Source organism: Nocardia nova, assembly GCF_002933465.1.
In the GTDB taxonomy this organism is placed as follows: Bacteria; Actinomycetota; Actinomycetes; order Mycobacteriales; family Mycobacteriaceae; genus Nocardia; species Nocardia nova_B.
On record NZ_PSZE01000020.1, the window covers coordinates 61,216 to 87,488 of the forward strand.

The following is a 26,273-nucleotide window of genomic DNA, read 5'->3' on the forward strand; positions in this document are numbered from 1 at the left end:
CACCATGGGTTACGGACAGTGGGACGACAGTGCCTACGACGCCGCCCGCACCTTCCGCGCCGCGCGTGGACTCGACGACTTCGGCTACACCGCCGACATGCGGGCCAAGCCCTATGCGGAATGGGTCGCGCATCCGCTGCTCGACCCCTTCGGTGTCGGAGTGCGCGAATCCCGCGACTCCGCCGAACACGGGGCCTCGCTGCCGATCGCGGTGCTATTCGACGTCACCGGGTCGATGGGGCGGGTCCCGCGCATCATGCAGGAGAAGCTGGCTACCTTGCACGGCCTGTTGCAGCGCAAGGGATATGTGGGGGATCCGCAGATTCTGTTCGGCGGAATCGGCGATGCCGACTCTGATCGAGTGCCGCTGCAGATCGGGCAGTTCGAATCCGACAATCGGATGGACGAACAGCTGCGCCTGATTCTGCTCGAGGGAGGTGGTGGCGGACAGAAATCCGAAAGTTACGAACTGGCCGCGTATTTCATGGCTCGGCACACGGCCACCGACGCGTGGGACAAGCGCGGACGCAAGGGTTATCTGTTCATCGTGGGTGACGAGCTGAACAAATCGCGCCTCGCCGCTACGCATGTACGCCGGGTGATCGGCGACGATGTGCCACAAGACATTTCGGTTCCCTCGATCTACCGGGAACTGGCCGATCGGTGGCATGTGTACTACATCCTGCCGAATCAGTCCCACTACTACACCGACCCGGAGATTCTCGAGCACTGGCGGGGAGTGCTCGGAGAGCGGGTGCTGCGCCTGGACGATCCCGCGGCGGTGTGCGAACTCATCGCGCTGACCATCGGCATCGGCGAGGACCGTGTCGATTTGGGTGCCGGCCTGGCCGATCTGCGTGATATCGGATCCGATGCCGCCGACGTCGTCGGTAAGGCACTGGCCCCGATCGGTACACCCGTCCGCACCCGCAGTGCGGGCGCACTGCCGGCGGCCACCCCGGGCGACGACGACGTCCGGTTCTGATCGCGAACCCGATCCGACAAGCGAAGGGAACAGATCATGTTCGGTGACCGGCATGTGATCGTGGTCGATCTGGGATTCGGCGACGCCGGAAAAGGCGCCACCGTGGATTGGCTGTGCTCGCCACAGGCCGGCCTGGAGGTGGCGGCCGTCGTGCGCTTCAACGGTGGCGCGCAGGCCGCGCACACCGTGATCGCCGACGGCCGGCGCCACACCTTCCGGCAGTTCGGATCGGGCACGCTGTCGGGCGTGCCGACGGTGCTGTCGCGGCATGTGCTGGTGGATCCGATCGCCCTGGCGGCCGAGGCCGAGGCGTTGGCCGCGGTGGGCGTCGCCGATCCGCTGGGATCGATCTTCGTCGACGAGCGCGCGCTGCTGACCACCCCGATCCACGGAGCCGCCAACCGCTGCCGGGAGGATGCGCGAGGTGCCGCGCGGCACGGTTCCTGCGGTATGGGCATCGGGGAGACTGTGCGCTACGCACTCGAGCACGATGCGCCTCGGGTCCGGGACTGTCGTAGCCCGGATGTCTTGCGTCGCAAGCTGTTCGCGCTGCAGCGGCACTACGCGCCGCTGCTGGCGAGCGGTCGGCACGGCTGGGAGCCGATCGACGCCCTCGTCGAGGTGTATACGGAATTCGCGCGGACGGTCGCACTGGTGCCGGGCGAGCAACTCGCGGTCTTCGCCGCCGCGGGCCGGCTGGTCTTCGAGGGTGCCCAGGGCGTGCTGCTCGACGAATGGCGGGGCCTGCACCCCTACACCACCTGGTCGACGGTGGAACCCCGCCATGCCCGCGCCATGCTCGCACGCATCGGCGCACCCGGCACAGTACTGGGAGTGACACGTGCGTACCAGACTCGCCATGGCGCGGGCCCTTTTCCGACCGAGGACGCGGCATTGGCGATTCCGGAGCCGCACAATGCCACCGGTCCGTATCAGGGGATCTTTCGCGTCGGCCATCTCGATCCGGTTCTGCTGCGCTATGCCGTGGAGGCGTGCGGGGGAGTCGACGCGCTCGCCGTCAACCACCTGGATCTCGTGGCCGGTCGTGACGACTTCCGTGCTGCCGCAGGGTATTTCGCCCCGGACGGATATCGGGACCGGCTCGATTGCGGTGCCTGGCGGGATCTGGACCATCAGCGGTGGCTGACAGGTCTCGTCGCGCACAGCACCCCGGATCTCGTTCCCTTGCCGGCGGATGTTCCGGAATTCCTGGAACGCCGGCTCGGCGCGCCGGTGGTGCTGACCGGGCACGGTCCCGATCGCGCCGATCGCGTGGCCCGGGTCGTGGCTGCGGCATGATGGTTGGCCGTGGAGCAGCAATCCGCCGTATCGCTCGATGTCGTCGCACTGCGATTCGGCGCCGACGACCCGGCCGTCACCTTCGGAGTGGCGCCTCGGCAGTGGGAGCCGTTCGCCGGCGAGCTCGCCCTGCCCGGTGTGCTGCTCGGCCGCGGTGAGCGACTCGCGACCGCGGCCCGCCGCGCGGTACACAGCAAACTGGGCGTGCCCGCCGATGCGACTCTCGCCGTCGGTCAGCTGGTCACGTTCGACGAACCGCACCGCGATCCGCGCGGGCCGACTCTCTCGATCGCGATGTGGGCGGTCCTCGCGGATCCCACAACACCCACCGGTGCTCAGTGGGTTCCGTTCGATGCGGTCCCGCCGCTGGCCTTCGACCACAACATGATTGTCCAGGTCGCCCGGGAACGGCTCGCCGACATGCTGTGGAAGGACCTGGCTTTCACCCGCGCGCTGATCGGCGAGCAGTTCCCGGCCACGCGCGCGGTCGCCCTCGCGACCGCACTGTCCGGTACTCGTCCCGACCCCGGCAACCTCAACCGCACCCTCGCCACGATCCCCGGCCTCACCCGCACAGGGGAACGAATGCGGACCAAGGCCACCGGACGCCCGGCGGCCGTCTGGTCCTTCACCGACTCGGCCACCAGCGAGCGCTGACCCGACCGAACCCGCCCACCTCGCGACCGAGACGACGGCCGCCCGGCTCTTGTGCGGGACAGCGGCGACCTCACCGAGGCGAGTCCCGGTCATCGCCTGCGTCACCGCGCGGACCACCGTCGACGCGTTCATGCGTGTCCTCCGGCCACGGATGCCGCGCGATCGTCGGCCGCCGGTTCAGTTACCGTGGCGCCGATTCGTCGGCACGCGCAGTCCGCGTGCGGGGTCCAGCGGCGCCGGGCGACGCGCCTGGTGCATGGATCGAATTCCAGTGTGGTGTCCAGGGTTCGGGGCGGGTCGTCGGCGGCGTCATCGATGATCGATTCGATTTCGCGCAGTGTCAGAGCGGCGGTGGCGGCAATGGTCGCGGGGGAGGCGTAGCCGGTCCGGCCGAGCAGTTGCGCCGCCAGATGCGGCCATTCCGCGTCGAATTCGGTGCGAGTCAGGTCGGCGCAGCGCAGACAGCTGGTACCGCCGGGCAGCACGAGGGGCCCGATCACACCGTGCCCGTCGCGGATGCGAACCTGCAAATGCGGGATTCGGCGCACCAGCAGCATGCTGACCAGTTCCGGTACCGGCACCAGTGCATCGGTGAGTATCACCAGATCGGTGGACGGCAGCGAATCCGAAGTACCACCGCGGTATTCGCTCGAACGCGTCGGAGTGATTCCCAGTCGCCGAATACCGCCGTGCAGCGAATCCGCCAGGGGCCCGCGGCCATGTATGTGCACGGTCCGCACGCGAGTGCGGCGTGCCCGCGGCCAGACCAGCAGTCCGGCCGCGTCGATATCTCGTAACAGTTCCAGGGCCACGCCACCGAGACCGAGTTGTCCGGCCTCCCACAGGAGCTGAGGATGGCTGTGCAAACCGTCGAGCAGCCGGACGAAGGCGAGGACCGCATCGGTGTCGTCGGCGGGCGGGTGGAGGAGTACCGCGCGTTCGGGATCCCATCCCAATTGCACCGCACCCGAGGGCCGGCGCAGAACCGCCACCCGCGGATGCAACATCGGTCCACGTGCGTGTGACAACGTCATGGCCTCAGTATTGTCGTCGGCCGCGCTCGAACCTGGAGGAAAACCGCTGGTTATCCACAGGTTCGGCGTTGTCCACAGGGTGCTTCGACCGATGTCGCGGCGCCTCTGTAAACGCACCGTTTCACAAAACTCGCCGACGACCCGCCGTGAAATTTCCAGACCGGTGCCGAGAGTGCTAACGCCCGGCCACCCGCGGCCGACAATCGGGTCGATCCGGGTCGGTTAAAGGAGCAATATGGTCAGCGCATCCCTCGACGTGCCGCCGATGGCGTCGCTGCACGGCGAACATCGGTTTCGAACCCGCGGCGATCGTCCGATCGCGGCGGACGCGATTCGCGAGTACGCCCGGGCGATAGGCGCCACCGACCCCATCCACTGCGACGAACGTGCCGCCGCCGCTCGCGGATTCGGCGCCCTGGTGGCCCCGCCGACCTTCGCCACCACGGTATGGATGCGCGCCGAGGTAAGCACGCTCGACGCACTCGTGCCGGGTTTCCACAACGGGCGCGTCGTGCACGCCGACCGCACGCTGGAAATCGTGCGCCCACTGCTGGCCGGCGACCGCATCAGCTGCGAAATCGGATTCGAGTCCTTCCGCCACTACCGCGACTACGACGTGGTCTCGGTGACCACCCTGCTGCGCGACGACGACGGCCAGGTCGTGACCAGCGGCTCCTCGACGCTGCTGGTGCACACCCAACCCGGAACCTGTGCGCGATCCGGGACGCCCGGCCGGCCACACGATCTCGAACCGGTTCCCGCGCAACGGCGCCTGCGCACGCCGCAGCGCGACCGAATCCAACCGTCGCTGCCGCGCCCGATCGTCGATCTCGGCCCGCTCGCGGTCGGCGCGGATCTGCCCGCCGATACCGTCACGGTCGCGGCCGACGATGTGGTGCGTCACGCCCGTGTCCTGAATCCACAACGGTGCGCCACCACGACGGGGGCGGTGCCCGGCATGCTGACGCTGGGCCTGGTCGCGGGGTATCTCGGCCGCTGGCTCGGCGATCCGACCGCGCTGACGAAACTGCGGGTGCAGTACGCGCCCACGATGCACTATCTGTCCGTCGACTCCGACGCTCCGGCGTCGATCCTGTTCGGCGGACAGGTCGGCTGGCTCAGTTCGCGCCGCCGCATGGTGACTGTCGTGGTCGATGCACTGTCCGTGGGGCGCAAGCTGTTCGGCTACGCGACAGCCGAAGCGCGCCTGGGCTGAAACCAGGGCGACCGGCCTCGGTGACGCCGCCGGTCAGCGATCCTCGTTCTCGCCGCGCTCGTCACCGGCGTCCGACGGATTCGCACCCGAACCGGAATCGTCCTGGGCGGCAGTGCCTTCCGCCTTCTTGTCGCCTGCTGTGTTCGTTTCGCCTGCTGTGTTCGTGTCGCCTTCCGCGTCCTTGTTCGGCCGCTCCTGTTGCGCCGCAGCGCCTTCGCGGCGTTCGCGGGCCTCGGTCTCGGCCAGCTGCGCGAGCGGATCGTCGAAAACGTTGGCGCCAGCACCGATCACGCTGTCGATGAAGCCGCTCGGCTTGTCGAGATCCTCGGAACTGGGCAGCAGATCCGGATGCGCCCACACCGCGTCGCGCGCCGACATGCCCGCGTCGGTGGTCAGCCGCTGCCACAGCGTGGCCGCCTCCCGCAGCTTGCGTGGACGCAACTCCAAGCCGACCAGGGTGGCGAAGGTCTGCTCGGCCGGACCGCCGGTGGCGCGGCGGCGGCGCAGCGTCTCGGCCAGCGCACCCGCGCCGGGCAGCCGGTCGCCGACCGCCTCGGCCACCACGACCTGAACCCAGCCCTCGATCAGCGCGAGCAGTGTTTCCAGCCGTTCCAGCGCAGCCTTCTGCTCCGGGGTGGTCTGCGGTTCGAAGGTGCCCTGTGACAGCAGTTCCTCGAGTTTCGACGGATCGGCAAGCGACATCGGATCGATGTTCTGCGCGGCTTCCTCGATCGCGGAGAAGTCCATCCGGATGCCCCGCGCGTAATCCTCGACCGCGCCCAGCACCTGCTGCCGCAGCCACGGCACATGGGCGAACAGCCGCTGGTGAGCGGCTTCGCGGGCGGCCAGATAGACCAGGATCTCGCTCTCGGGACGCTCCAGGCCCTTGCTGAATTCGCTGATCGCGCTGGGCAGCAGCGCCGCGGTTCCGGCCGGACCCAGCGGCAGCCCGATGTCGGTGGAGGTCAGTACCTCCTGGGCGAGTTGCCCCAGCGCCTGACCCAGCTGTGAGCCGAAGGCCAGACCACCCATCTGCCCGATCATGCCGAGCATCGGCCCGGCGAACTGCTTGGCCTCCTCCGGCAGTGTCGAACTCCACATACCCGAGACCTGCTCGGCGACCGGATCGCAGAGCCGCTTCCAGGTCGGCAGGGTCTGCTCGATCCAATCGTTGGGCGTCCACGCGACCGCCTTGGTGGCGCCGGCGGGCAGTGTGGTCGCCGCGTCCAGCCACAGTTCGGCCAGATGCGCGGCGTCGCTGACGGCGCGCTGCGCACCATCGGTGATCGGCGCGACCGTCGAACCGAGTTGCTGGCGAGCCAGCCGCTTGGCGACGTCGTAATTGACCGGACTCGCCTCGCTGCCCGGCTGGCTCATGGTGGAGAACATCTGCCCGAGCGAGGTCAGCATCTGCCCGAAGGCCGCGGGATCGAATCCGGCCGCGCCCGAAGACCCCATGCCGAAGGCGAAGGGGTTGTTCGCTCCGGAACCGGCCTGATCGTCACGCTTGTCGCGGTCGGGATCGTCGTCGCGGTTCGAGAATCCGAAGGGCACGTCGCTCATGCCCCCAAGGCTACGCGGATGGTGATCGTGGAGCCGCTACTGTGGGCCGGGTGAATCGTCGGATCATCACCTTGATAGCGGCTCTGGTGCCCGTGCTCGTCCTCGGTGTGGTGGGCAGTGCGGTGACGGTGCCGTTCGTCGCTCTCGGCCCTGGTCCCACCTTCAATACCCTCGGCGAGGTGGAGGGTAAGCAGGTCGTCTCGGTACAGGGGGCCGCGGTGGATCCGACCTCGGGACACCTGAACATGACGACGGTGTCCGTTCGCGACGGGCTGAATATATTCGAGGCGATGGGCTTGTGGGTGGACGGCCGCTACGGGTTGGTGCCGCGCGCGGAGGTCTACCCCCCGGGCGTTCCGCGCGATCAGGTGGACAAGTCCAACCAGGCCGATTTCAAGGAGTCCGAGGACAACGCCGAACTGGCGGCGCTGAACTTCCTGAAGTATCCGACCAGGGTTCAGGTGCGCGTGGTGGCCGACGACGGCCCGGCCAAAGCGGTGCTGCAGAAGGGCGACGAACTGGTGAGCGTGAACGGGAAACCGATCGCGACCTCCAAGGACGTGATCGACGCGGTGCAGGGCGCCGCCCCGGGTACGACGATCCCGATGGTGATCCGCCGCGGCGGCGCCGAACAAACGGTCGAGGTGAAACTCGGTACGCGCCCGGATGATTCGAACAAGGCCTACCTCGGTGTCACTCCGCAGCAAGTGCCGGCCGGTCCGCTGCAGGTCGATTTCAACCTCGCCGATATCGGCGGCCCCTCGGCCGGACTGATGTTCAGCCTGGCCCTGGTCGACAAGCTCAGCCCTGGTGAACTCAACGGCGGACGCTTCGTCGCCGGCACCGGGACCATCGATCCGCAGGGCAAGGTCGGCCCGATCGGCGGCATCCAGTACAAGATGATCGCGGCCCGCGACGCCGGTGCGGAGACCTTCCTGGTCCCCGCCGACAACTGCAACGAGGCCCGCCAGCGCACCCCGGACGGCCTGAAGCTCGTGAAGGTCGACACGTTGTCCGCCGCGGTGCAGTCGCTCGACGACATCAACGCCGGACGGCCCGCCCCCAGCTGCGGTTAGTCCGGCTCGTTCTCGAGCGTGTGACGCAGCGCGTCGACCAGGTTGGGAGCCAGGTTCGGCGCAGTGCGCAGATCCAGCTCGGGGAAGGCCTCATCCTCCTCGGGGCGTAACTGCAACAGGCACAACGAGACTCCGTCTCGCAGCACGCCCGCGTAGAGCCGGGCGTCGCGGCGCTCGGGATGCGTTTGTGCGGCGTCGCGGCCGGCGCGGTCGGCGGCGTCGCGGTCGGCCAGCAGCGGTGCGATGGCCTCGTCGAGCGTGCGTTCGGCGGTCGGCGGCAGCACCACGATCTGCTGTACCAGCACCACCCCCTCGACGGCGGGCGGCCAGCTGGTGGTGGCGAGAAATTCGTCGAGCGCCATCGAGTCGCCGCTCAGATCGTCCGGAAGCGGTTCCTGGGCAATGGGAGTCAATGCGGCTCCATCGTCGAGCTGATCCTCGAGCGTCGGCTCGGCGGCCACCAGGTCGGCGGTCGGCACCAGCGCGAACAACTGCGGCGGCTGATCCCAGCCCTCGGTGTCGGCGAACTCGGCCACGTCCCGGATGCAGCGGTACAGGGCGGAGGAGGGATTGTCCACAGTCACGGCCGACACTGTACGTCCACCGCGAGCGCCCGCGTCCCCGCCACGGCATACCGGAGCCATCGCGATCCAAGCCGACCCGTTTTACGTAGAGTGGGGCGCGAGAGACGGTCCGCAGGGACCACACGCATCATCGGACTGCGGTGTATCGGCCGACAATCGCTTCGGTACGCCGCCGGACCTGGGAGAGTGGCACCGTGGGCATGCGCCCCCCGACAGGCTTACCTTCGCTGTCTCGACGCAGCCGGATATTGCTGATCACCGCGCTCGTGATTGCGGCGTTACTGCTGGTCGGCCCGCGGTTGACCGACGCCTATACCAACTGGCTGTGGTTCGGCGAGGTCGGCTTCCGCCAGGTGTTCACCACGGTGCTCGTCACCCGGCTCCTGTTGTTCCTCGTCGTGGCGATCGTGGTCGGGGCGCTGGTCTGGCTGGCGCTGCTGGCCGCCTATCGAACTCGCCCGGTCTTCGTCCCGGTGTCCGGTCCCAGCGATCCGATCGCCCGCTACCGCACCACCGTGATGGGCCGGTTGCGGCTGTTCGGCATCGGCATTCCGGTGCTGGTCGGCCTGCTGTCGGGTCTGGTCGCACAATCGAGCTGGGTCACGGTGCAGCTGTTCCTGCACGGTGGCTCCTTCGGGATCAAGGATCCGCAGTTCAACATCGACGTCGGGTTCTACGCCTTCGATCTGCCGTTCTACAAGCTGCTGCTGAACTGGCTGTTCGTGGCCGCGGTGATCGCGTTCTTCGCCAATCTCGTCACCCACTACATCTTCGGCGGGCTGCGGTTGTCCGGGCGTGAGGGCACGCTGACCCGCCCGGCGCGCATCCAGCTGGCGCTGATCGCGGGCACATTCGTGGTGCTGAAGGCGGTCGCCTACTGGTTCGACCGGTATTCGCTGCTGTCGAGCACCCGTAAGGAGCCCACCTTCACCGGCGGTTCCTACACCGATATCAACGCCGTACTGCCGGCCAAGCTGATCCTGATGTCGATCGCGATCATCTGCGCCGTCGCGTTCTTCGCCGGCGTGGTGCTGCGCGATCTGCGCGTGCCCGCGATGGCGGCCGCCCTGCTGTTGCTGTCGTCGATCCTGGTCGGCGCGGTGTGGCCGCTGGTGGTCGAGCAGTTCGAGGTACGCCCGAACGCCGCCACCAAGGAAGCGACGTACATCGAACGCAACATCACGGCGACGCGGCAGGCCTACGGGCTCACCGACGACAAGGTCTCCTACGTCGACTACAAGGGTTCGCAGACCAAGGACCCGGGTTCGATTCCGGCCGATCAGCAGACCATCGGCAACATCCGGCTGCTGGATCCGAATCTGCTGACCCAAACCTTCATCCAGCGCCAGCAGCTGCAGAACTTCTACGGCTTCCCGGACCCGCTGGACATCGACCGCTACACCATCAACGGCGAGAAGCAGGATTACATCGTCGCGGCTCGCGAACTGGTGCCGCAGAACCTGTCGGGTAACCAGACCGACTGGATCAACAAGCACACCGTCTACACCCACGGAGACGGCTTCGTCGCCTCTCCGGCCAACCGGGTGAACGTGGCCCCGCCCAAGGAGACGCAGCAGGCCGCCACCGGCGCCGGCACCAGCAGCTCCAGCGGCGGGTACGGATATCCGGTCTTCAACGTCGGCGACAAGTCGACGGTCAGCGATCTGTTCACGCCGAAGGACAGGCAGGCCATCCCGGTCGATCAGCCGCGCATCTACTACGGCGAGATGATCTCCAAATCGGATGCCGACTACGCGATCGTGGGCGGGAACAACCAGCCGCCGCGCGAATACGACACCGGCACCGAGCAGTACACCTACACCGGCAAGGGCGGTGTCCCGATCGGCAACTGGTTCAACAGGCTCGCCTTCGCCGCCAAGTACGCCGAACGCAACATCCTGTTCTCCGGCGCCATCGGCTCGGATTCGAAGATCATCTACAACCGCGATCCGCGCAGCCGCGTGCAGCAGGTGGCGCCGTGGCTGACCACCGACGGCGATATGTATCCGGCGGTGGTGAACGGACGCATCCTGTGGATCGTCGACGCCTACACCACGCTGGACAACTTCCCTTACGCACAGCGCACCTCGCTGGAAGGCGTGGTCGAGGACAGTATCGACCAGAACACCGGACGCACGCTGCCGCGCAAGGAAGTCAGCTACATCCGCAACTCCGTCAAGGCCACGGTCGACGCCTACGACGGCACGGTCAACCTCTACGACGTGGACCCCACCGATCCGGTGCTCAACGCCTGGCGGGGGGTGTTCCCGAACTCGGTGAAGCCGCAGAGCGAGATCTCGCCGGAGCTGCGTGCCCACTTCCGGTATCCGGAGGATCTGTTCAAGGTGCAGCGCGAGATGCTGGCGCGCTACCACGTCAACGATCCGCGCGAGTTCTTCACCAACAACGCGTTCTGGTCGGTACCCAACGATCCGACCTCCGACACTCCGACCAACGCCCATCAGCCGCCGTACTACGTGTTGATCGGTGATCCGAAAACCGGTCGGCCGCAGTTCAATCTGACCAGTGCGATGGTCGGCTTCAAACGCCAGTTCCTCGCGGCGTACATCCAGGTCGCATCCGATCCGGAGAACTACGGCAAGTTCACGGTGCTCAAGTTGCCGACCGATTCGCAGACGCCGGGCCCGCAACAGGTCCAGACATCGATGACCACCGATGCCCGCGTCTCGAACGATCGGACGTTGCTGACCGGTGGCAACACCAACAAGATCAAATACGGAAACCTGCTCACTCTGCCGATCGGCGAGGGCGGCATCCTCTACGTCGAACCGTGGTATCTGGAACGCAACAGTGGACCGACCACGGCGTCGTTCCCACAGCTGGTGAAGGTTCTGGCCTCCTACGGCGACAAGGTCGGCTATCAGTCCACGCTGGGTGATGCGCTCAACGACGTTCAGGACGGGCTGGGCGCCGCGACCACGCAGCAGCCGGGCCAGGCGGCGATCAACCCGCCCGGCCAGCAGGGCAGTACGTCACCACCGCCGTCGAATCAGAACACGCCACCGCCGTCCACGACCACGCCACCGCCCCCGACCGGGTCGGCCGGGAAGGACGCCGCGGTCAAGGAACTCAACGATGCTCTGAAGGGCGTCGAGGACGCTCAGAAGTCCGGTGATCTCGGCCAGTTGGGCAAGGCGTTGGAGGGCCTGCAGAAGGCTATCGACGACTACAACAAGGCCGGCGGTTAACGGCGGCCGGTGATCGACCACAACGGCGCCCCGGAATCATCCGGGGCGCCGTTCGCGTTCGACGACATTCGGGCCCTACAACGAATGCGTTCGGGTCGTAAGCCGCGCGGGAAACTACCGCGCCGCGGCTCAGCGGCCCAGGGAGTCGATCAGACCGCTGTTCTGGTCGAGGATCTGCTGGAACTGCTCGCCCACACCGAACTGCTGCGCGGCCTGCTTGCCGGCGTCGGTCGCCTTGTTGATCAGGTCCTGGCGATCGTTCGGCAGCTGGACCGGAGCGGTCGGCTCGGGCTGCGGGGCCGGCGCCGGCTGGGGCTCCTCGGCGGGCGCGTAGCGCAGGTACTGGCCGCACACCGGCCAGGCGCCCGGACCCTGGGTCTGCAGCACGTTCTCCGCGACGCGGATCTGCTCTTCCTTGCTCGCGTTCTGCGGCGAGCCGCTGCCGCCGTTGGCGTTCCAGGTGGACTGCGTGAACTGCAGGCCGCCGTAGTAGCCGTTGCCGGTGTTGATATTCCAGTTGCCGCCGCTCTCGCACTGCGCGACACCGTCCCAGTCATGGGCGGGCGCAGCCGAAGCAGTGGTGGAAGCTGCGAACGGGACGGCAACAAGGGCGCCGGCGACGGCGGCGAAGCCGAGGGCGCGACTGCTGATCTTCCGGTTCTTGTTCATGGTGGTGTCCCTCCCTGCGCCCGCCGGCCCGGCGATGGTCCGCCGCGTCCCTGCCCCCAGGAGGTCGGGGATCCCCGAACCGCGGGGCAGGGTTGCCGGTGTGCAACGGTTCGGGTCTGGATGCCCGTCACGGGTTCGCTCCGGGCCGCGTTCGACCATAACGAAGAGATCTCGACAGATCACGTCTTGATAACAGACACAATTGCATGAAGCGAATAACTGGATTTGCCTGTTGATGCAGGTTGGCTATGCAGGATCGGATATTCCAGTCGTTAGTTATATGGTCGTTATGTGTGATGAATCACGTGCAAGCAGTGGCTTAGGTCACGTTTTTCAGGGTTGCTTTGGGAGACGCGCGCGTTTCCCGCGATGTTCTTCGTCATTCACGGTGTAGCGAGGCTTCCGCAGCAAGTCGCCGGTTCGAATGGTTCGGCGTGTTGGTGTGGAGATGCCGCGATGGTCGCCGGGTCGATGGGGAGCTGTGCTCCGCGAGAGCGGGGTCGCCGACCGTATTGCATGGCGTGAAAGTCGTTGTGCGGAGGTCGGGGCGGTGGGCGCCAAGATCGCGTCGGCGCTCCTCGAAAACCGCGCTGACCACAGGATTTGCTACGTCTGTCGACTCGTGTGTAATGTTGTGTTCACCGACGCGGGGTGGAGCAGCTCGGTAGCTCGCTGGGCTCATAACCCAGAGGTCGCAGGTTCAAATCCTGTCCCCGCTACTAGTGAAGAGGTCCCGGAACCACAAGGTTCCGGGACCTCTTTCGTTTCTGTCATGCCGTTGCGGGTCCTCGCCGCAGCTCGGTCCGGGCCGATGGCCGTGCGGCGGCCGCCCGGGCGGATACCCGGCGGTCGCGGAGCTGCCGACACTGCGCGAGCTGGGGCTGAAGCCTACGCCGACGAAAACCTCGGCGGCGCAGATGTTCTCGCAGGTGGTGCCTGTCCTCGACTGTCGCCGTCGGGTGCGCACCTGCCGCGGCAGCGGTGGCGTCCCGGTCTCCGACTCCGGCAACCCCGTGATCGGGTCACCAAACTCCCGGCTACAACCACCTCGACGTACTCACCGCCGCCGCGAGGCAGAACAGCGGACAACCGGAAGCGGTGTCGGCAGGGCTCGCCGAATTCGCCGAGGAGTAGGCGACCCGACCCCCGTCACCAGGCGTTTTGGTTTTCCCCATGCGGTTGCGTAGGGTTGAACATACCGACGCGGGGTGGAGCAGCTCGGTAGCTCGCTGGGCTCATAACCCAGAGGTCGCAGGTTCAAATCCTGTCCCCGCTACTAGGGGAAACGGCCCCGGAACCATGGTTCCGGGGCCGTTTTCGTGCGGTTCGGCATCACGTTTGGCATCATTAGCCAAACTAAGTGTCAGCTGTGCTGTGGTGTCCGTGGTGTCCCGCCCAGTAGGTCGGCGGCAGCGACGGCGGCGTCTTCGTCCATGCCTGGCAGGACGTGTTGGTAGGTCTTCATGGTGAATGCCACGTCGGTGTGGCCCACGCGTTGGCTGACGACCTTGGGGTTGATTCCGGCGATGAGGGCTCCGGTGATGTAGGTGCGGCGTAGGTCGTAGAAGCGGATTTCGGGCAGCCCGTTGCGGGCGGCCCGCGCTTGAATCGTTCCCGGACCGAGTCCGGGTGGGCGTCTTCGTAGGTGAAGACGAAATCGGTGCCGCGGTAGTCGTCGCCGTAGTGCGCGCGTTCGGCGTCCTGGATTGCTTTCCAGGCCCGTAGCGCGTGGACTGTTTCTACGTCGAGGGCGATCCAGCGGGCGGAGTCCTCGGTTTTGACTTCGGCGTCTTGTGCGTGACCGGCGACGACGATACGTCCTTAATGAACTGACAGCGCTCCGGTGTCGAGATCGAGAGAGTGCCAGTGCGCACCGCAGATCTCTGCGCGGCGTAGCCCGGTGGTCAGCTCGAGGCGGAACAGGGCGTAGAACCGGTCGAAGCGCACGCTGTTCATGAAGCGGGTGGCTTGTTCGGGTGTCCAGACCGGCCGCCGTGTTTGGGCGACGCGGGGTGGTTTCGCGTTGTCGGCGGGGTTGTCGACGCGGTATTTCCAGATATTGACGGCGTCGACGAGGGCCCGGTGGAGGGCGATGTGGATATTGCGGACTGTTTTGGGTTGCAGCCCAAGTGATTTCGGTGTCGGAATCCGGCCAGACTTGTAGCGTCGCACGGCTGCGCGGCCGATCGCAAGGATGCTGGCACCTTCGGCCGGCAACGTGTGGACCTCGTTCCAGCGCTGGCGTGTCCGCACCGCCGGTCGATCCTGACGTTGCTCGGGTGCGACTGGCCCGCAATGTATTTCGGTAGCGAGCTCGGTGATGTCGGGCCGATCCTGCGGTTCGGATTCGGGTGTTGTCGAGTGGTCGACGTGCGATGTGCAGCGCGAATGCGACCGCGATCCGTCGGCAGGAGTAGCAGGGGTGTCGGGGCGGCGTGCTACGTTGCTCTGTTCCCCGCTGGGGGAAGGTGATTCGATAGGAGGCTTCCGTTGAGAAGCATGTTTCGTGCTGGTGTGATCGCGTCGGTCGTGACTGTCTCGTGCGGTGTTCTGGGCGCGGGTATCGCGGGCGCGTCGACTGGTAGTGCAGATATTTTTGACTATCCGCCGCCGGCGCCGACGGTGACGCTGCTGCCGCATGGGGTCGTGCGTATCGAGGCCGGTGTCGGGACGCCGGGAGGCGGGTCGTGGTGGTGTGGCGGGGCTACATTCAACCCGCCCTCGTATGTCGTGGCGCCGCACGGGGCTCCGCTGCCTCAGGATTTGCAATTCCCGCCCGGTTCCGTGGTGAATTTGGATTGTAGTTCCGGCGAATATCACTCTAAGGCGCAAATCCAGACGCTGCCGTGATCACGGGTCTTTGCTGCGCCGGATGACAAGCGGAGTCGCCTGAATCCGCTGTTCGGGATCCCATTCCACACCATCAAGCCGAGCCGATGCCTCAGGCGCGAGTTCGAGGCATCGGCGTTGGTGGGCCTCTACGCACTCACGATGGCTGTGGTCTAACCGCGGACTGTCACTCAGTCCCGCCCCGGGCCGCCGCACTCCGAGCCCGCGGTCGCCGGCGGAGCAAAAACCGGGCTGTGCTACCGCGCCCCATGCCTGCCGTGCCGGGGCCACCCGCCCTTGGAAGTGGTGACTGTGCGCGGAGGCACGGGGCGCGTGACGAAGCGCCGCTGGTCGGCCTGGGCAGGGAAGGTGCTGTGGTGCTTTCGCATATCGTGACCGCCTCGTATGTAGTACTCTGATCGAAGTGTTTTGAACCGTAGTACTACGAATGGAGTGGTGTCAAGTGGTGCGCACGAATCCGGAACGCCGGCAGGCTCTGCTGGACGCGTCCATCGAGGTCCTGGCTCGGGAGGGGGCGCGCGGGCTGACCTTTCGAGCGGTGGATCAGGAGGCGGGAGTGCCGGCGGGAACGGCGTCCAACTACTTTCCCAACCGTGATGCGCTGCTCGTTCAGGTCGGTCATCGTTATTACGAGCGGCTGATCCCGAGTGAGGAAGCGATGGCGAAATCGCGCGGACCGCAGACCCGCGAGACCATGACCGAACTCATGACCGAGGTGGTCGAGCGGGTCTTCCATTTCCGCACCGGCTATCTCGCCATTCTCGAACTGCGGTTGGAGGCCACCCGTCGTCCCGAACTGCAAGCGCTGCTGACCGAGCGAGTGCGCGCGGATCTGGACTTCAACATCAGCAACTTCCGGGAGTCGCAGCTGCCCGGCGACGAGGATGCCGTGGTGCTGCTGTACCTCGCCCTGAACTGGCTTATCCTCGAAAGACTTACGCTCCCGGGCATTTTCGACGAGCAGCGGGCCGCGGAGCTGGTGCGCACGATCGTGGAGCGCGCCATCCCCGCCGCGGGCTGATCGGCGTTTGTCGGGTGGACACCCGACGCCACCGACGACCCCGCCGCCTTCAGCTACTGACGCGCACCGCGCCGCGGGGGAGAGTCAGCGGCGCGTCGGTGCTGCCGCCACCCGGCGCTCGCCGTTGTTGCGCTCCTTGCTGCCGTGCTCGGTGCTGCCCGCGAACCAGCGCTCGCCACGAAATTCCGCCGGCGCCGCACTGATCCGCCCGGCCAGCCGGTGGCTGGGCGCGACCGCGACCAGCAGCGGATCGTCGAGCAGCAATTCCACCTCCACATCGTCGGCGAGCGTGCCGGTTTCGGTGATGACGGCCAGGTCCAGCCGGCCGCGCGCTACCGCGGTGAGCAGCCGAGGACTGGCGACACCGCCCTGGTGGAGCGAGTTCTCGAACCGCTGCGGTGAGTGACACCGCCGAGAAGCCCGGCGACTCGGGGCCGTGACCCACCACCGGCGATTCAGGACCCGATCAACGCGTATATCGACGCCGGTGACCCCGAGCCGCTCTCGGTGACGAATCCGCCCACGACGACGGTGAAGTCCCGGTCCGGCAGATCCCCCAGGTGGGCGAGGATTTCGAGGCTGAGGCGGTGTTCGCGGTACAACAGCTTCGATACCCGGAAGGTGTCGTCGATGCCGACATCGGGGCTGAAGGCATCGGTGCCGAGGGCGCCGCGTCGGCCGAGTACGCCGTGGTCGAGCAGCCACTGCACCGCCGCCACCGAGAAACCGGGGTGATGCATCCGGCCCTGCGCATCCATCGAAGCGAAAGCGTCGGTGCCCCAGTATCTTTCCCAGCCGGTGCGCAGGAGGACGGCGGCCTCGGCGGGGAAGGGGCCGTGCCGTTCCTGCCATTCGAGCAGATCGTCGACCGTCACCGCGTAATCGCGGTCGCGTTCGGCCTGCGCGCTGATATCGATCCGGACGCCGGGCAGGACGAAATCCTCGGGGTCGAGCCGATCGGCCGTCGCCGCACCGGCGGTGAAGTGGGCCGGTGCGCCCCAATGGGTTCCGGTGTGTTCGCCGACGGTGACCGCCTGCAGATGGAAGCCGTGTTCGTCGAGTGTGGCGATGGTGTCGATCCGCGGCGCGGGATCGCCGGGGAACACCGATACGACCTCGGCGGACAGTGGATGCGACAGGTTCCGCACGGCCGAATACGCCATCGGTTCGCCTCCCTGTGTGGCACTGCCCCTGTCCTACGCTGTCCGCACGAGATCTCCCGGCAAGCGGTTCCGCGCCGGCACCGATCTGTGGCGACGCGGAACCGGCGGAACTATCGCAGGTATACCGGAACCGAGATGTGCCCGTTGGAGATGAAACTGCCCAGCGGCTTCAGCTCGGACGGATCGACCGCCAGCCGCAGATCGGGGAAGCGCTCGAAGAGCGCCGGCAGCGCGATCGAGGCCTGCATCCGTGCCAGGGGAGCGCCCAGGCAGTGGTGCGCACCGTGGCCGAAGGCGAGATGTTCCTTGTTCGCCCGATGCACGTCGAACTCGGCGGTGGTCTCGCCGTGCACCTTCGGGTCGCGGCAGGCCGCGCCGTAGGAGGCGAGGATCGCCTCACCCTTCGGAATCCGGATGTCGCCGACCTCGATGTCCTCGACGGCATACCGCAACGGCAAGTGCGCGACCGGCGCCTGATAGCGCAGCGTCTCCTCCACCAGCTCCGCCCACGGCACTCGGCCCTCGACCACATCGGCGCGCTGCTCCGGATGGCTGAGCAATGCCACGATGGCCTGATCGATCAGGTTGAGCGTGGTCTCGTGGCCGGCGTTGATCACCAGCATCAGGGTGTCGACGAGTTCGGTCTCCGAGAGCTGGGCGCCGTCCTCATTCCGGGTCGTGATCAGCACACTGGTGATGTCGTCGCCCGGGTTCTCCCGGCGGAACGCCACCAATTCACCGATCAGACGGCCCATTTCGATGAAGTTCGCCTGCGCCTGTTCCGGTGTGAACGAGGTGTCGAAGAAGCCGTCGACACAGGCGTGGATGGCCGAGTCCAGATGGTCGGGCACCCCCAGCAGTTCGCTGATCACCCGGATCGGCACCGGATAGGCGTAGTTCGGGCGCAGGTCCACGACCTCCCCGGGCGCGGTCGCGCTCAACCGCTCGAGCAGATCCGCCACGATCGCCTCGATCCGCGGGCGCATCGCGGTGGTGCGGCGGTGCGTGAACGCCGGGGCGACCAGTTTGCGCAGTCGCCGATGCTCGGTGCCGTAGGCGGTGAACATGTTCTGCGCCGCCACCCACGGTTGCAGCGGCCAGGACTCGTTGATGTCACCGTTGATATAGGCCGACCAGTGCCGTCGCGGATCCTTCGACACTCGTGGATCCGACAACAGATTCTTCAGCACGACCGCATCGGTCACCGACCAGGCCGGCACCCCGCCCGGCAACTCTACCAGCGCCACGGGACCACGTTCCCGGATGCGCTCGTTCTCGGCGTGGATATCGGCGCCGGTCAGATCGAGCACCAGTGGTTCCTGCTTCATCGGAAGCTCCTTACACCAAATTCAACGGAGGAGATGCGGGGAAGGCGACCGGCAGCGCTGCCATCGCACGGTGGAACGGGCCGGGGCGCCAGGTGATTTCGCTCGGCTCGATGGCTAGGCGGATCTCCGGCAGTGCGTCGAGCAATTGGTCGATCGCGTCCTGCACCACCAGGTAGGCCACCGAACGGGCCGGGCAGGCGTGCGGTCCGGCGCTCCAGGCCAGATGCGAGCGGTTGCCGGTGCGGTCGCCGCCGGCGATGACCGGATCGTTGTTGCACGCGGACAGGCTGATGACGACCGGCTGATGCGCGGGCAGCCAGGCGTTGTCGATCAGGATGGGCTGGCGCGGGTAGCTGATCGAGAAGTTCGCCATCGGCGGATCCTTGAACAACACCTCGTCCAGCGCGTCGCGGGTGGACAGACTGCCGCCGAGCATGCCGCCGAACCGGTCGTCGGTGATCATCAGCAGCAGGGTGTTGGCGATCAAGTTCTGCTGGGGCTCGATGCCCGCACCGTAGAAGCTGATCAGGTTGTAAAGCATCTCCTCGTCGCTGAGGTTGGCCGGGTGGTGGGCCAGCCGCGAGGTGACGTCGTCGCCGGGTTCGGCGCGGCGCAGGTGGATCAGCTCCATCAGCGCCTGGCTCAGATGTTCCATACCCCACGCCGCGTTCACGGTGTCGAACAGCGCCGCCATACCGGTGGCCACTCGCTGACCCAGCTCGGTCGAACATCCCACCATGCGATTCAGCGATTCGAAGACCAGCGGGAAGGCGTACTGCGACACCAGATCCGCTGATCCGGCCTCGCAGAAGCTGTTGATCAGCGGGATCGCGATCTTCTCCACCGTGCTGTGCAGCGCGTGCAGGTCGATGCCGTCGACGGCCGCCGTATAGGCCTGCCGGTAGCGCAGGTGGACGTTGCCCGCGTTACGCAGCGCGTTCGGATACCACTGCATCATCGGCCGCACCGGGCAGTCCTCGGGAACCGTGTCCTGCCACGCCCGCGGGTCGGCGGGGAAGTGGTCGGGATCGTTGAGGATCCGCAACGCGGTGTGGTAGCCGATCACCAGCGTGGCCGGGACGCCGGGAGACAACTCGATCGGCACCAGCGAACCGTAGCGCCGGCGCATCTCCCGATACTTGGCGTGTGGATCGGCGGCGAATTCCGGTGTGTCCAGCAGAATTCGAGGGCCGTCGGTGTCGACCGGGGAGCCCATGTGCTGGATCGGGCAGGTGGCGGGACCGCCCGCGCCGGGCAGTGCGGACAGTGCAGAACGTGGTGTGGTCAAAAGATGTGACTCCAGAGGATAAACTGTCGAGCGCGACGAAGAATTCCGCTGTCGGTATGGTCCTACCTGTCGGTATGGTCCTACAGCGTCACCCCACATCTGTTGTAGGACAAGAGGCTTGATCAGCCGCCCGGCCGGACATCCGTAACCGGACTGTCGACCAGGGTAGCAGGAACGTGCCGAACTCTCTGTCGGTCTTCCACTCTCGGTACGCCGAGGCGGACCGGGCCGGTGCATCACGGTGAAACACCCTGTGAGCGGGCATATTCACACCGGTTCCGCCGAACTGTCGGTGCGATGTGCTTGCATACCAGCATGACGAGCACCGATCTGCTGGTAGACGCCTTCGGGCGGATCAAGGAGAACGTGCACGGCGCGGTCGCCGGGCTCACCCAGCAGGAACTGGCCGCGCGGCTGGATCCGGGGGCCAATTCCATCGCCTGGCTGATCTGGCATCTGACCCGCGTGCAGGACGATCATGTCGCCGACGTGGCCGGCACCGAACAGGTGTGGACGGCGGCCGGCTGGGCTCGCCGCTTCGATCTTCCCTTCGACGAATCCGCCACCGGGTACGGCGATGGTCCGGACGCGGTGGCGGCCCTCGACGGTGTCCCCGCCGAGTTGCTGCTGGGCTATCACGACGCCGTCCACGACCGCACCGTCGAGTACGTCCGGACCCTCACCGATGCCGACCTGCCGCGGATCGTCGACACCCGCTGGGATCCGCCCGTGACCCTCGGCGTGCGGCTCATCAGCGTGGTCGACGACGATATCCAGCATTCCGGGCAGGCGGCGTTCATCCGCGGGGTGCTGCTGCGCCGTCGCTAGCGCCGGTGCAGGGTCACCGGAATCGCGGAGGGGGAGAGGACGAAGTCGCGGTTCGAGGCCCGCACGACGTAGGCCGGGTCCGGCTCGGGCCGCCACCGCGACAGCAGCGCCGCCGAGGCGAGCGTGATCTCCAACAGCGCGAAGTGATCGCCCAGGCAGCGCCGGCGACCGACACCGAAGGACAGGTTCGCCTGCTTGTCGATCTCGCCGGTGCGGCCCGGCGACCAGCGGTCGGGATCGAAGGCCTCGGGATTCGGGAAGTGGCGCGGGTCGTGCTGGATCAGATACGGGCTGAACATGATGGCGGTGCCGTCGGGAATGGTGAGTCCGCCGACTGTCACCGGCCCGGACGCGTTACCGGCGCTGATCCACGGCCCCCAGAACCGAAGAGTTTCCGAGACAACCTGTTTCAAGTAGGTGAGCTCGGCGATATGTTCCGCGAGCACCGGGCCGGCGCCCACCACCTCGTCGAGTTCGGCTCGTATTCGCTCGGCGATATCAGGACGCCGCATCACCTCGTGCCACAGCCAGCCGGTGAGCGAGGCCATCGACCCCACCCCACCGGCCAGCATCAGGATGGCCTCGTCGATGATGTGGTCGTCCGACAGTCGCGCGCCGGTCTCGGGATCGGTATGGCGGATCAAGGCCGACACCACGTCGTTGAAATCCTCGTCGCGGCGGCGGTACTCGGCGATCGCGGCGCCGATCGCGGCACGCAGATGGTGCGCCTTGCGCTGCCAGCGTCGATTCGAAATCACCCGCAGGCGGCGGATCTGCGGCGGCAGCGCGGTGCGCAGAATGACCTGGCTCAGCAGCCACGGCACGTTGTCGCGAATCCGGCGGCGGGCCGCCTCGCTGAATTCGGCGGTGAACAGGGTCGAGGACACGGTGTCGAGGATCAGTCCATGCGCCTCGTCCATCAGGTCGACCCGGCCACCGGCGGGCAGTGCGGCCGACCAGATATCGGCCAATCCGGCCGCGGTGACCGTATATTCGGCGAGCCGGCTCTGCCGCAGTGCGGGCGCGATCATGCGCCGGCGCAGTTTGTGTTCGGCGCCGCGCAGCACGTTCACCGAACCGCCCGCCACATCGGCGATCGCTTCCCGCAGGTCGTCGCGATTCAATTCCGCGTCGCCGAGGCCGACCTCGCGTACCAGCTCCGCAGTGGTGAGCACATAGCCGGTCTTGCGGCCGAACCGGATCCGCACGATCGGGCCGAGGTCGGCGAGCGAGGTTACGAAACCCGGTGCGTCGCGCAGGGCGCGCAGGCTGTGGCCGATCAACGGCAGGGCGCCGGGCGCGGTGGGGACCTCGGAGAGCCGTTGCGGCACCGGCGGCTGCGCGGCGGGCTCGGTATCGACCCGTGCCTGCCGGTAGACCTCGACGATCGCGTCGATGCGGCCGGACTGTCGCACCGAATCCCGATGCCTGGCCATCTCGGCACGCATCGCGAGCAGCTCGCCGCGATCTGTCACCAGCAGGTCGATCGCATTCGCCAGGGCCGCGGGGGAGGCGTCGTCGGCGCGCAGACCGCCGCCCGCCGGGACGGATTCGTCCAGGTCCGGGTCGCAGTACAGCACGGGCAGCCCGGTTGCGATCGCCTCGAGCAGCACCATGCCTTGGGTGTCGAAACCCCACGACGGAAACAGCAGGGCGTCCGCGGCGGCCATGGTATCGAGGCATTGCTCCTGAGAAACCCTGCCGTGCAGGGTGATTCGGTCCGCGAGGCCGTGTTCGGCGACAACCGCGGCGGCGCGTTCGAACAGTTCCCCCTCGCCGTACACGTCGAGGGTGCAGTCCGGGATGCGCCGCACCGCGTCGATCGATTCGAGCAGTCGTTTCTCCGCGGAAAGCCGGCCGCACCAGATCAACCGCAGCGGGCCTTCGGCGGCGCGCTCGACCGGGTGCCGGTTGTCGACGAGTGCGTCGTCGACGCCGTTGGACACGACCCGGATCGGCCGGGTGAGGCCGTGGTCGAGCAGCAGATTCGCGAAATGGCGGGTCGGTGCGATGACCCGGTCGGCGCCCTGCGCCTGACCCACGATGGTGTGCCACGCATGGCGAGCCGCCTGGCTCTGCGCGCCACGCGGCATCCGTGCGGGATGGGTGACGAAGCGGCCGTGCAGGATTCGCAGCGCCAGCGCGGAGAGGTAGGGCGCCGGTGCGGTGTGTTCGATAAAGGCGTCGTCGCGGCTCTGCGCCGTGTGCACGAGCGGAATCCGGTGCCGTCGTGCGGCTTTCATTCCCGAGATCGCGACACCGTAGGTGGTGTGGGTGTGGACCAGATCGATCGGGCCGCGGGCGGCGAAGGCGGCGTCGATCAGTGCGGCGTTGCGTGCGGTGGGCAGCACCATCGGGAAGCCGTTCACTACCGCGCCGGCCAGGGGAGCCAGTTCGATCACCCCGTCGTCGGCTTCCGCAGTCTGCGACAGGGTGCCCGACAGTGGCGCCACGAACAATGTCACTCGGTGCCCCGCGCGTTCGAGGCCGCGGCGCAGTGCCGCCACCGCGGTCTGCACCCCGCCCAGTGTCGCCGGGTGATAGTCCATGAACATGGCGATGTGCACGCCCGGCACGTTACCCACGCGCCCGATGGTTCGATATCCCATAGTGTCCCCATCGGGTTTCTCGGCCGAAAGTGTTGCGCTCTCGGAAAAAGGGGAGATAACTCGACATGAGAATCGCCATTCCGCTGACCGGCACCCGCGGCGACGTGCAACCGGTGCTGGCCCTGGGACTGGAATTGCGGCGCCGCGGCCACGACGTGGTGCTGGGCGTGCCGCCGAATCTGGTCGATTTCGCCACCTCGGCCGGGCTCGCCGCGCGCGCCTGCGGCCCCGATGTGCAGCAGCTCTACAGTTCGGAGGAAGGGCAGCGCGCCCTCGCCACGGGCAATACGCTGCGGCTGATGCAGCTCGTCGCGCGGCAGATGGCCGACTATGCCGATCGGATGAACCGCGAGGTGATCGAGGTGTGCGCGGGCGCCGACCTCATCGTGGCCAGCACCGTCACCGAGGACCGGGCCTGCTCGGTCGCCGAGGCGATGGATGTGCCGCTGGTGAGCCTGCACTACTACCCGGCCCGGGCGAACGGGGCCTATCCCTTTCCGGGTGCGCTGCCGGCGAGCTGGGCGCCGCCCGCTCCGGTGAATCGCGCGACGTGGGCGGTGGCGGAGAACGTGCGGCGAGTCGTGTTCATGCGCTATCTGAACGATCTGCGCGCCATGCTCGGGCTGCCGAAATCGCGGGCGAGTATCGCGGCGGTACTGGCGCGGAGGCGGATCCCCGAGGTGCAGATCTACGATCCGGCGCTGGTGCCCGGGCTACCGGCGCAGTGGGACGGTCGGCGCCCGTTCACCGGCTTCCTCACCCTGGATCAGCACACCCGGCACGCGGTGGGCGAACTCGGCGACGACCACACCGACATCCTGTCCTGGGTGCGGGCGGGGGAGGCGCCGGTCTTCTTCGGATTCGGCAGTATGCCGATCAGCGATCCCGCCGCCGTCTTGGGCATGGTCGGTGCGGTCTCGCGGCGGCTCGGGGTGCGAGCATTGGTGAGTGCGGGCTGGAGCGGTATGGAAACCGCTCCCACACAGAGCGATTCGCGGGTGAAGGTGGTCGGCCCGTTCGCCCACGACCTGGTGTTCCCGCACTGCGCGGCCGCGGTGCATCACGGCGGGATCGGCACGTTGTTCGAAAGTCTGCGGGCCGGTCTGCCGACGCTGGTGTGTTCGGTGTCGTTCGAACAGCCGATGTGGGGCGGGCAGGTGGATCGGCTCGGCCTCGGCGCACATCTGCGTTTCACCGATCTCACCACCGAACGACTCGTTCGCGGCGTGACCGCGGTGCTGGAACCCGAACGCCGTGCCCGCGCACGGCAATTCGCGGCCACCTTGCGCACCGACGGCGCCGCCGCCCATGCCGCCGATATCGTCGAGGCGGCAGGCCGGTGAGAATGATCGCCGCGGATTCGGCGGTGATGTTCCGCCGGTGCGCCCGGCATACCCTGCGCAGCCCCGATACGCTAATCATCTCGCTGCTCATGCCGATCCTGGTGATGCTGCTGTTCACCTATGTCTTCGGCGGCGCGATCGACGTCGGTGGTTCCTATCTCGACTACGTCGTACCCGGAATCATGTTGTTGTGCACCGGATTCGGTGCGTCGATCACCGCGACCGCGGTCTCCGCGGATATGACCCGGGGCAGTATCGACCGATTCCGGACGCTGCCGATGTTCCGGCAGGCGATCCTCGCCGGACATGTCGGGGAGGGGGTGGCGCGCAATCTCGCCGCCATCGCGATCGCGGCGGCCGTGGCCGTGCTACTCGGCTATCGCCCGCGGGCGGATATGCTCGGCTGGCTGGGGGCGCTGGCCATGATCGTGCTGTTCGTGGTGGCGATCTGCTGGATCGCGGTCGCGCTCGGGCTGGTGGCGCAGAATCCCGAGGCGGCCGGCGGGATGACCTACGCGATCATGTTCATCCCCTACATCAGCAGCGCGTTCGTGCAGACCTCCACCATGCCCGGCTGGTTGCGCGGTTTCGCCGACTACCAGCCCGCCACGCCCGTGGTGGACACCGTGCGCGGTCTGTTGAATTCGAGCGGAGCCGGCGGAAGCGCCGCACTGGCCCTGGTCTGGTGTGCGGGGCTCGGGGTGCTCGGTTTCGGCGCGGCGAGCGCGGTGTTCGATCGGCTCTCCCGGCGATAGCGGACCGCGGGGTCTCAGCGCCACAGCGAGTCAAACGTCTCAGCGTCGCGGCCGCGACCTCCCGGGTGTGCCCCGTGGCGCCACACCTCGTCGAATGACCAGGCGGCTCGTGCGGCTCAGTGCGCGCCGCGATTGTCGCCCGCGAGGCGGCCCCGCCGGATCAACGCCCGTTTGGCGCCCGGCGCGATCGGCGGCAGCGGTGCTTGCGAATCCGGTTCCGGCTCAGCGGGATTGGGCCGGACGAACAGGGTGACCGAGGCGGCCGGACTGAATCCGCTGCGGGTCATCAGGGTGGCCGAGGCGGTATTGCTCTGCTCCACGTCGGTCACGATGCGGCGCGCTCCCCGCGCGAACAGCGCCTTCGAACAGATATCCACCAGTCGCCGCGCCAGCCCGCGGCCCTGCATATCCGGCGCCACCGCAATCCACTCCAGGTATCCCCAGTCGTCCCGCAATTCGAATTCCATGGACCCGAGCACGAATCCCACCACCCGATCCGAATCCAATGCCACCCAGCAGGCGTTGTCCGCCGAATCCAAATGTTCGGCCACCGACGTCAACGACCACGAGGTGTAGGGCTTGACGCTGGTGTCGAACACTTCGTGCCCCAGATCCAGCACCTGCCGCAAATGCCCCAGCCCCATGGGCACGATCACCGCATCACCATCCATTCGCCCAGTTTGCCAGAGGTGTGCCAGCGGTCGGGCGATGTGGATCGGCGGCGCCATCCCAGGTCCGCCACCGAAGCGGCTCGACCGACCGGTGCGGCCACCCATCTGCCCGGATTCGGCGCCGC

At 67.2% G+C, this 26,273-nt stretch carries 22 protein-coding genes and 2 tRNA genes; 13 read left to right on the forward strand and 11 right to left on the reverse strand.

The window, feature by feature from the left end; all coding sequences use genetic code 11:
* Positions 1–4 precede the first annotated feature (4 nt).
* From C5E41_RS22315 to C5E41_RS22325, 3 genes are read left to right on the forward strand one after another with little or no spacing between them, the layout of a single operon-like run.
* Positions 5–985 (forward strand): hypothetical protein, encoded by a 981-nt coding sequence (locus tag C5E41_RS22315; RefSeq protein WP_104377774.1) that lies wholly within the window; start codon positions 5–7, stop codon positions 983–985.
* A 36-nt stretch (positions 986–1,021) separates the two neighbouring features.
* Entirely contained in the window at positions 1,022–2,284 is a 1,263-nt protein-coding gene (locus C5E41_RS22320; protein ID WP_104377729.1) for an adenylosuccinate synthetase, read from the forward strand.
* A gap of 9 nt (positions 2,285–2,293) precedes the next feature.
* Positions 2,294–2,941, forward strand: a complete 648-nt coding sequence (locus tag C5E41_RS22325) for an NUDIX hydrolase (RefSeq protein WP_104377775.1) — start codon at positions 2,294–2,296, stop codon at positions 2,939–2,941.
* A 128-nt stretch (positions 2,942–3,069) separates the two neighbouring features.
* On the opposite strand, the gene C5E41_RS22330 is transcribed toward C5E41_RS22325, so the two are convergent.
* Complete coding sequence (locus C5E41_RS22330) at positions 3,070–3,975, reverse strand: TOMM precursor leader peptide-binding protein (protein ID WP_104377730.1); 906 nt, start codon at positions 3,973–3,975, stop codon at positions 3,070–3,072.
* A 235-nt stretch (positions 3,976–4,210) separates the two neighbouring features.
* On the opposite strand from C5E41_RS22330, the gene C5E41_RS22335 reads away from it, so the two are divergent.
* On the forward strand, positions 4,211–5,191 hold the full coding sequence (locus C5E41_RS22335) for an FAS1-like dehydratase domain-containing protein (protein WP_104377731.1): 981 nt from the start codon (positions 4,211–4,213) through the stop codon (positions 5,189–5,191).
* Positions 5,192–5,224: 33 nt separating this feature from the next.
* On the opposite strand, the gene C5E41_RS22340 is transcribed toward C5E41_RS22335, so the two are convergent.
* On the reverse strand, positions 5,225–6,754 hold the full coding sequence (locus C5E41_RS22340; RefSeq protein WP_104377732.1) for a zinc-dependent metalloprotease: 1,530 nt from the start codon (positions 6,752–6,754) through the stop codon (positions 5,225–5,227).
* A 50-nt stretch (positions 6,755–6,804) separates the two neighbouring features.
* Here C5E41_RS22340 and C5E41_RS22345 point away from each other — a divergent pair, with 50 nt between their 5' ends.
* Positions 6,805–7,830: a YlbL family protein gene (locus C5E41_RS22345; protein WP_181063367.1), complete on the forward strand. Its 1,026-nt coding sequence runs from the start codon at positions 6,805–6,807 to the stop codon at positions 7,828–7,830.
* Here the strand turns inward: C5E41_RS22345 and C5E41_RS22350 are convergent.
* The gene (locus tag C5E41_RS22350) at positions 7,827–8,474 is read right to left on the reverse strand and encodes a PPA1309 family protein (RefSeq protein ID WP_439956463.1); all 648 of its coding nucleotides are present in this window, start codon (positions 8,472–8,474) and stop codon (positions 7,827–7,829) included. The genes C5E41_RS22345 and C5E41_RS22350 overlap by 4 nt on opposite strands.
* Positions 8,475–8,608: 134 nt before the next feature.
* Here C5E41_RS22350 and C5E41_RS22355 point away from each other — a divergent pair, with 134 nt between their 5' ends.
* Positions 8,609–11,623 carry a UPF0182 family protein gene (locus C5E41_RS22355; RefSeq protein WP_181063368.1) on the forward strand — a complete coding sequence of 1,005 codons (3,015 nt, stop codon included), beginning with the start codon at positions 8,609–8,611 and terminating at the stop codon, positions 11,621–11,623.
* A gap of 129 nt (positions 11,624–11,752) precedes the next feature.
* Here the strand turns inward: C5E41_RS22355 and C5E41_RS22360 are convergent, their stop codons facing one another.
* Positions 11,753–12,292, reverse strand: coding sequence for a transglycosylase family protein (locus C5E41_RS22360; protein WP_104377736.1), 540 nt, complete (start codon positions 12,290–12,292; stop codon positions 11,753–11,755).
* A 645-nt stretch (positions 12,293–12,937) separates the two neighbouring features.
* Between C5E41_RS22360 and C5E41_RS22365 the strand changes: the two genes are divergently transcribed.
* Positions 12,938–13,011, forward strand: a tRNA-Met gene (locus C5E41_RS22365).
* A 483-nt stretch (positions 13,012–13,494) separates the two neighbouring features.
* Positions 13,495–13,568 (forward strand) — tRNA-Met (locus tag C5E41_RS22370).
* A gap of 545 nt (positions 13,569–14,113) precedes the next feature.
* Here the strand turns inward: C5E41_RS22370 and C5E41_RS22375 are convergent.
* Positions 14,114–14,509, reverse strand: a complete 396-nt coding sequence (locus C5E41_RS22375; RefSeq protein WP_146097638.1) for a tyrosine-type recombinase/integrase — start codon at positions 14,507–14,509, stop codon at positions 14,114–14,116.
* Positions 14,510–14,806: 297 nt separating this feature from the next.
* On the opposite strand from C5E41_RS22375, the gene C5E41_RS33410 reads away from it, so the two are divergent.
* Both C5E41_RS33410 and C5E41_RS22380 read left to right on the forward strand, forming a co-directional pair.
* Complete coding sequence (locus C5E41_RS33410; RefSeq protein ID WP_146097639.1) at positions 14,807–15,142, forward strand: hypothetical protein; 336 nt, start codon at positions 14,807–14,809, stop codon at positions 15,140–15,142.
* 442 nt (positions 15,143–15,584) lie between these two features.
* Complete coding sequence (locus C5E41_RS22380; protein WP_036525928.1) at positions 15,585–16,163, forward strand: TetR/AcrR family transcriptional regulator; 579 nt, start codon at positions 15,585–15,587, stop codon at positions 16,161–16,163.
* Between the two features lie 84 nt (positions 16,164–16,247).
* Here the strand turns inward: C5E41_RS22380 and C5E41_RS22385 are convergent, their stop codons facing one another.
* From C5E41_RS22385 to C5E41_RS22400, 4 genes are all read right to left on the reverse strand, one after another.
* Complete coding sequence (locus C5E41_RS22385; RefSeq protein WP_104377776.1) at positions 16,248–16,679, reverse strand: LysR substrate-binding domain-containing protein; 432 nt, start codon at positions 16,677–16,679, stop codon at positions 16,248–16,250.
* Positions 16,619–17,326 carry a cyclase family protein gene (locus C5E41_RS22390; protein WP_104377738.1) on the reverse strand — a complete coding sequence of 236 codons (708 nt, stop codon included), beginning with the start codon at positions 17,324–17,326 and terminating at the stop codon, positions 16,619–16,621. The genes C5E41_RS22385 and C5E41_RS22390 overlap by 61 nt, the downstream gene beginning before the upstream one ends.
* 110 nt (positions 17,327–17,436) lie before the next feature.
* Positions 17,437–18,654, reverse strand: a complete 1,218-nt coding sequence (locus tag C5E41_RS22395; protein WP_104377739.1) for a cytochrome P450 family protein — start codon at positions 18,652–18,654, stop codon at positions 17,437–17,439.
* A gap of 10 nt (positions 18,655–18,664) precedes the next feature.
* Positions 18,665–19,870 (reverse strand): cytochrome P450, encoded by a 1,206-nt coding sequence (locus C5E41_RS22400; RefSeq protein WP_181063374.1) that lies wholly within the window; start codon positions 19,868–19,870, stop codon positions 18,665–18,667.
* Between the two features lie 387 nt (positions 19,871–20,257).
* Here C5E41_RS22400 and C5E41_RS22405 point away from each other — a divergent pair, with 387 nt between their 5' ends.
* Positions 20,258–20,770, forward strand: coding sequence for a mycothiol transferase (locus C5E41_RS22405; RefSeq protein ID WP_104377740.1), 513 nt, complete (start codon positions 20,258–20,260; stop codon positions 20,768–20,770).
* Here C5E41_RS22405 and C5E41_RS22410 read toward each other — a convergent pair.
* Positions 20,767–23,355, reverse strand: coding sequence for a cytochrome P450 (locus tag C5E41_RS22410; protein WP_258081167.1), 2,589 nt, complete (start codon positions 23,353–23,355; stop codon positions 20,767–20,769). The two genes, C5E41_RS22405 and C5E41_RS22410, sit on opposite strands and share 4 nt — an antisense overlap.
* 89 nt (positions 23,356–23,444) lie before the next feature.
* Between C5E41_RS22410 and C5E41_RS22415 the strand changes: the two genes are divergently transcribed.
* Both C5E41_RS22415 and C5E41_RS22420 read left to right on the forward strand, forming a co-directional pair.
* The gene (locus tag C5E41_RS22415) at positions 23,445–24,722 is read left to right on the forward strand and encodes a glycosyltransferase (RefSeq protein ID WP_104377741.1); all 1,278 of its coding nucleotides are present in this window, start codon (positions 23,445–23,447) and stop codon (positions 24,720–24,722) included.
* A 2-nt stretch (positions 24,723–24,724) separates the two neighbouring features.
* Positions 24,725–25,477, forward strand: coding sequence for an ABC transporter permease (locus tag C5E41_RS22420; RefSeq protein WP_104377742.1), 753 nt, complete (start codon positions 24,725–24,727; stop codon positions 25,475–25,477).
* 116 nt (positions 25,478–25,593) lie between these two features.
* Here C5E41_RS22420 and C5E41_RS22425 read toward each other — a convergent pair whose 3' ends face one another.
* Entirely contained in the window at positions 25,594–26,148 is a 555-nt protein-coding gene (locus tag C5E41_RS22425) for a GNAT family N-acetyltransferase (protein ID WP_104377779.1), read from the reverse strand.
* Between the last annotated feature and the right edge of the window lie 125 nt (positions 26,149–26,273).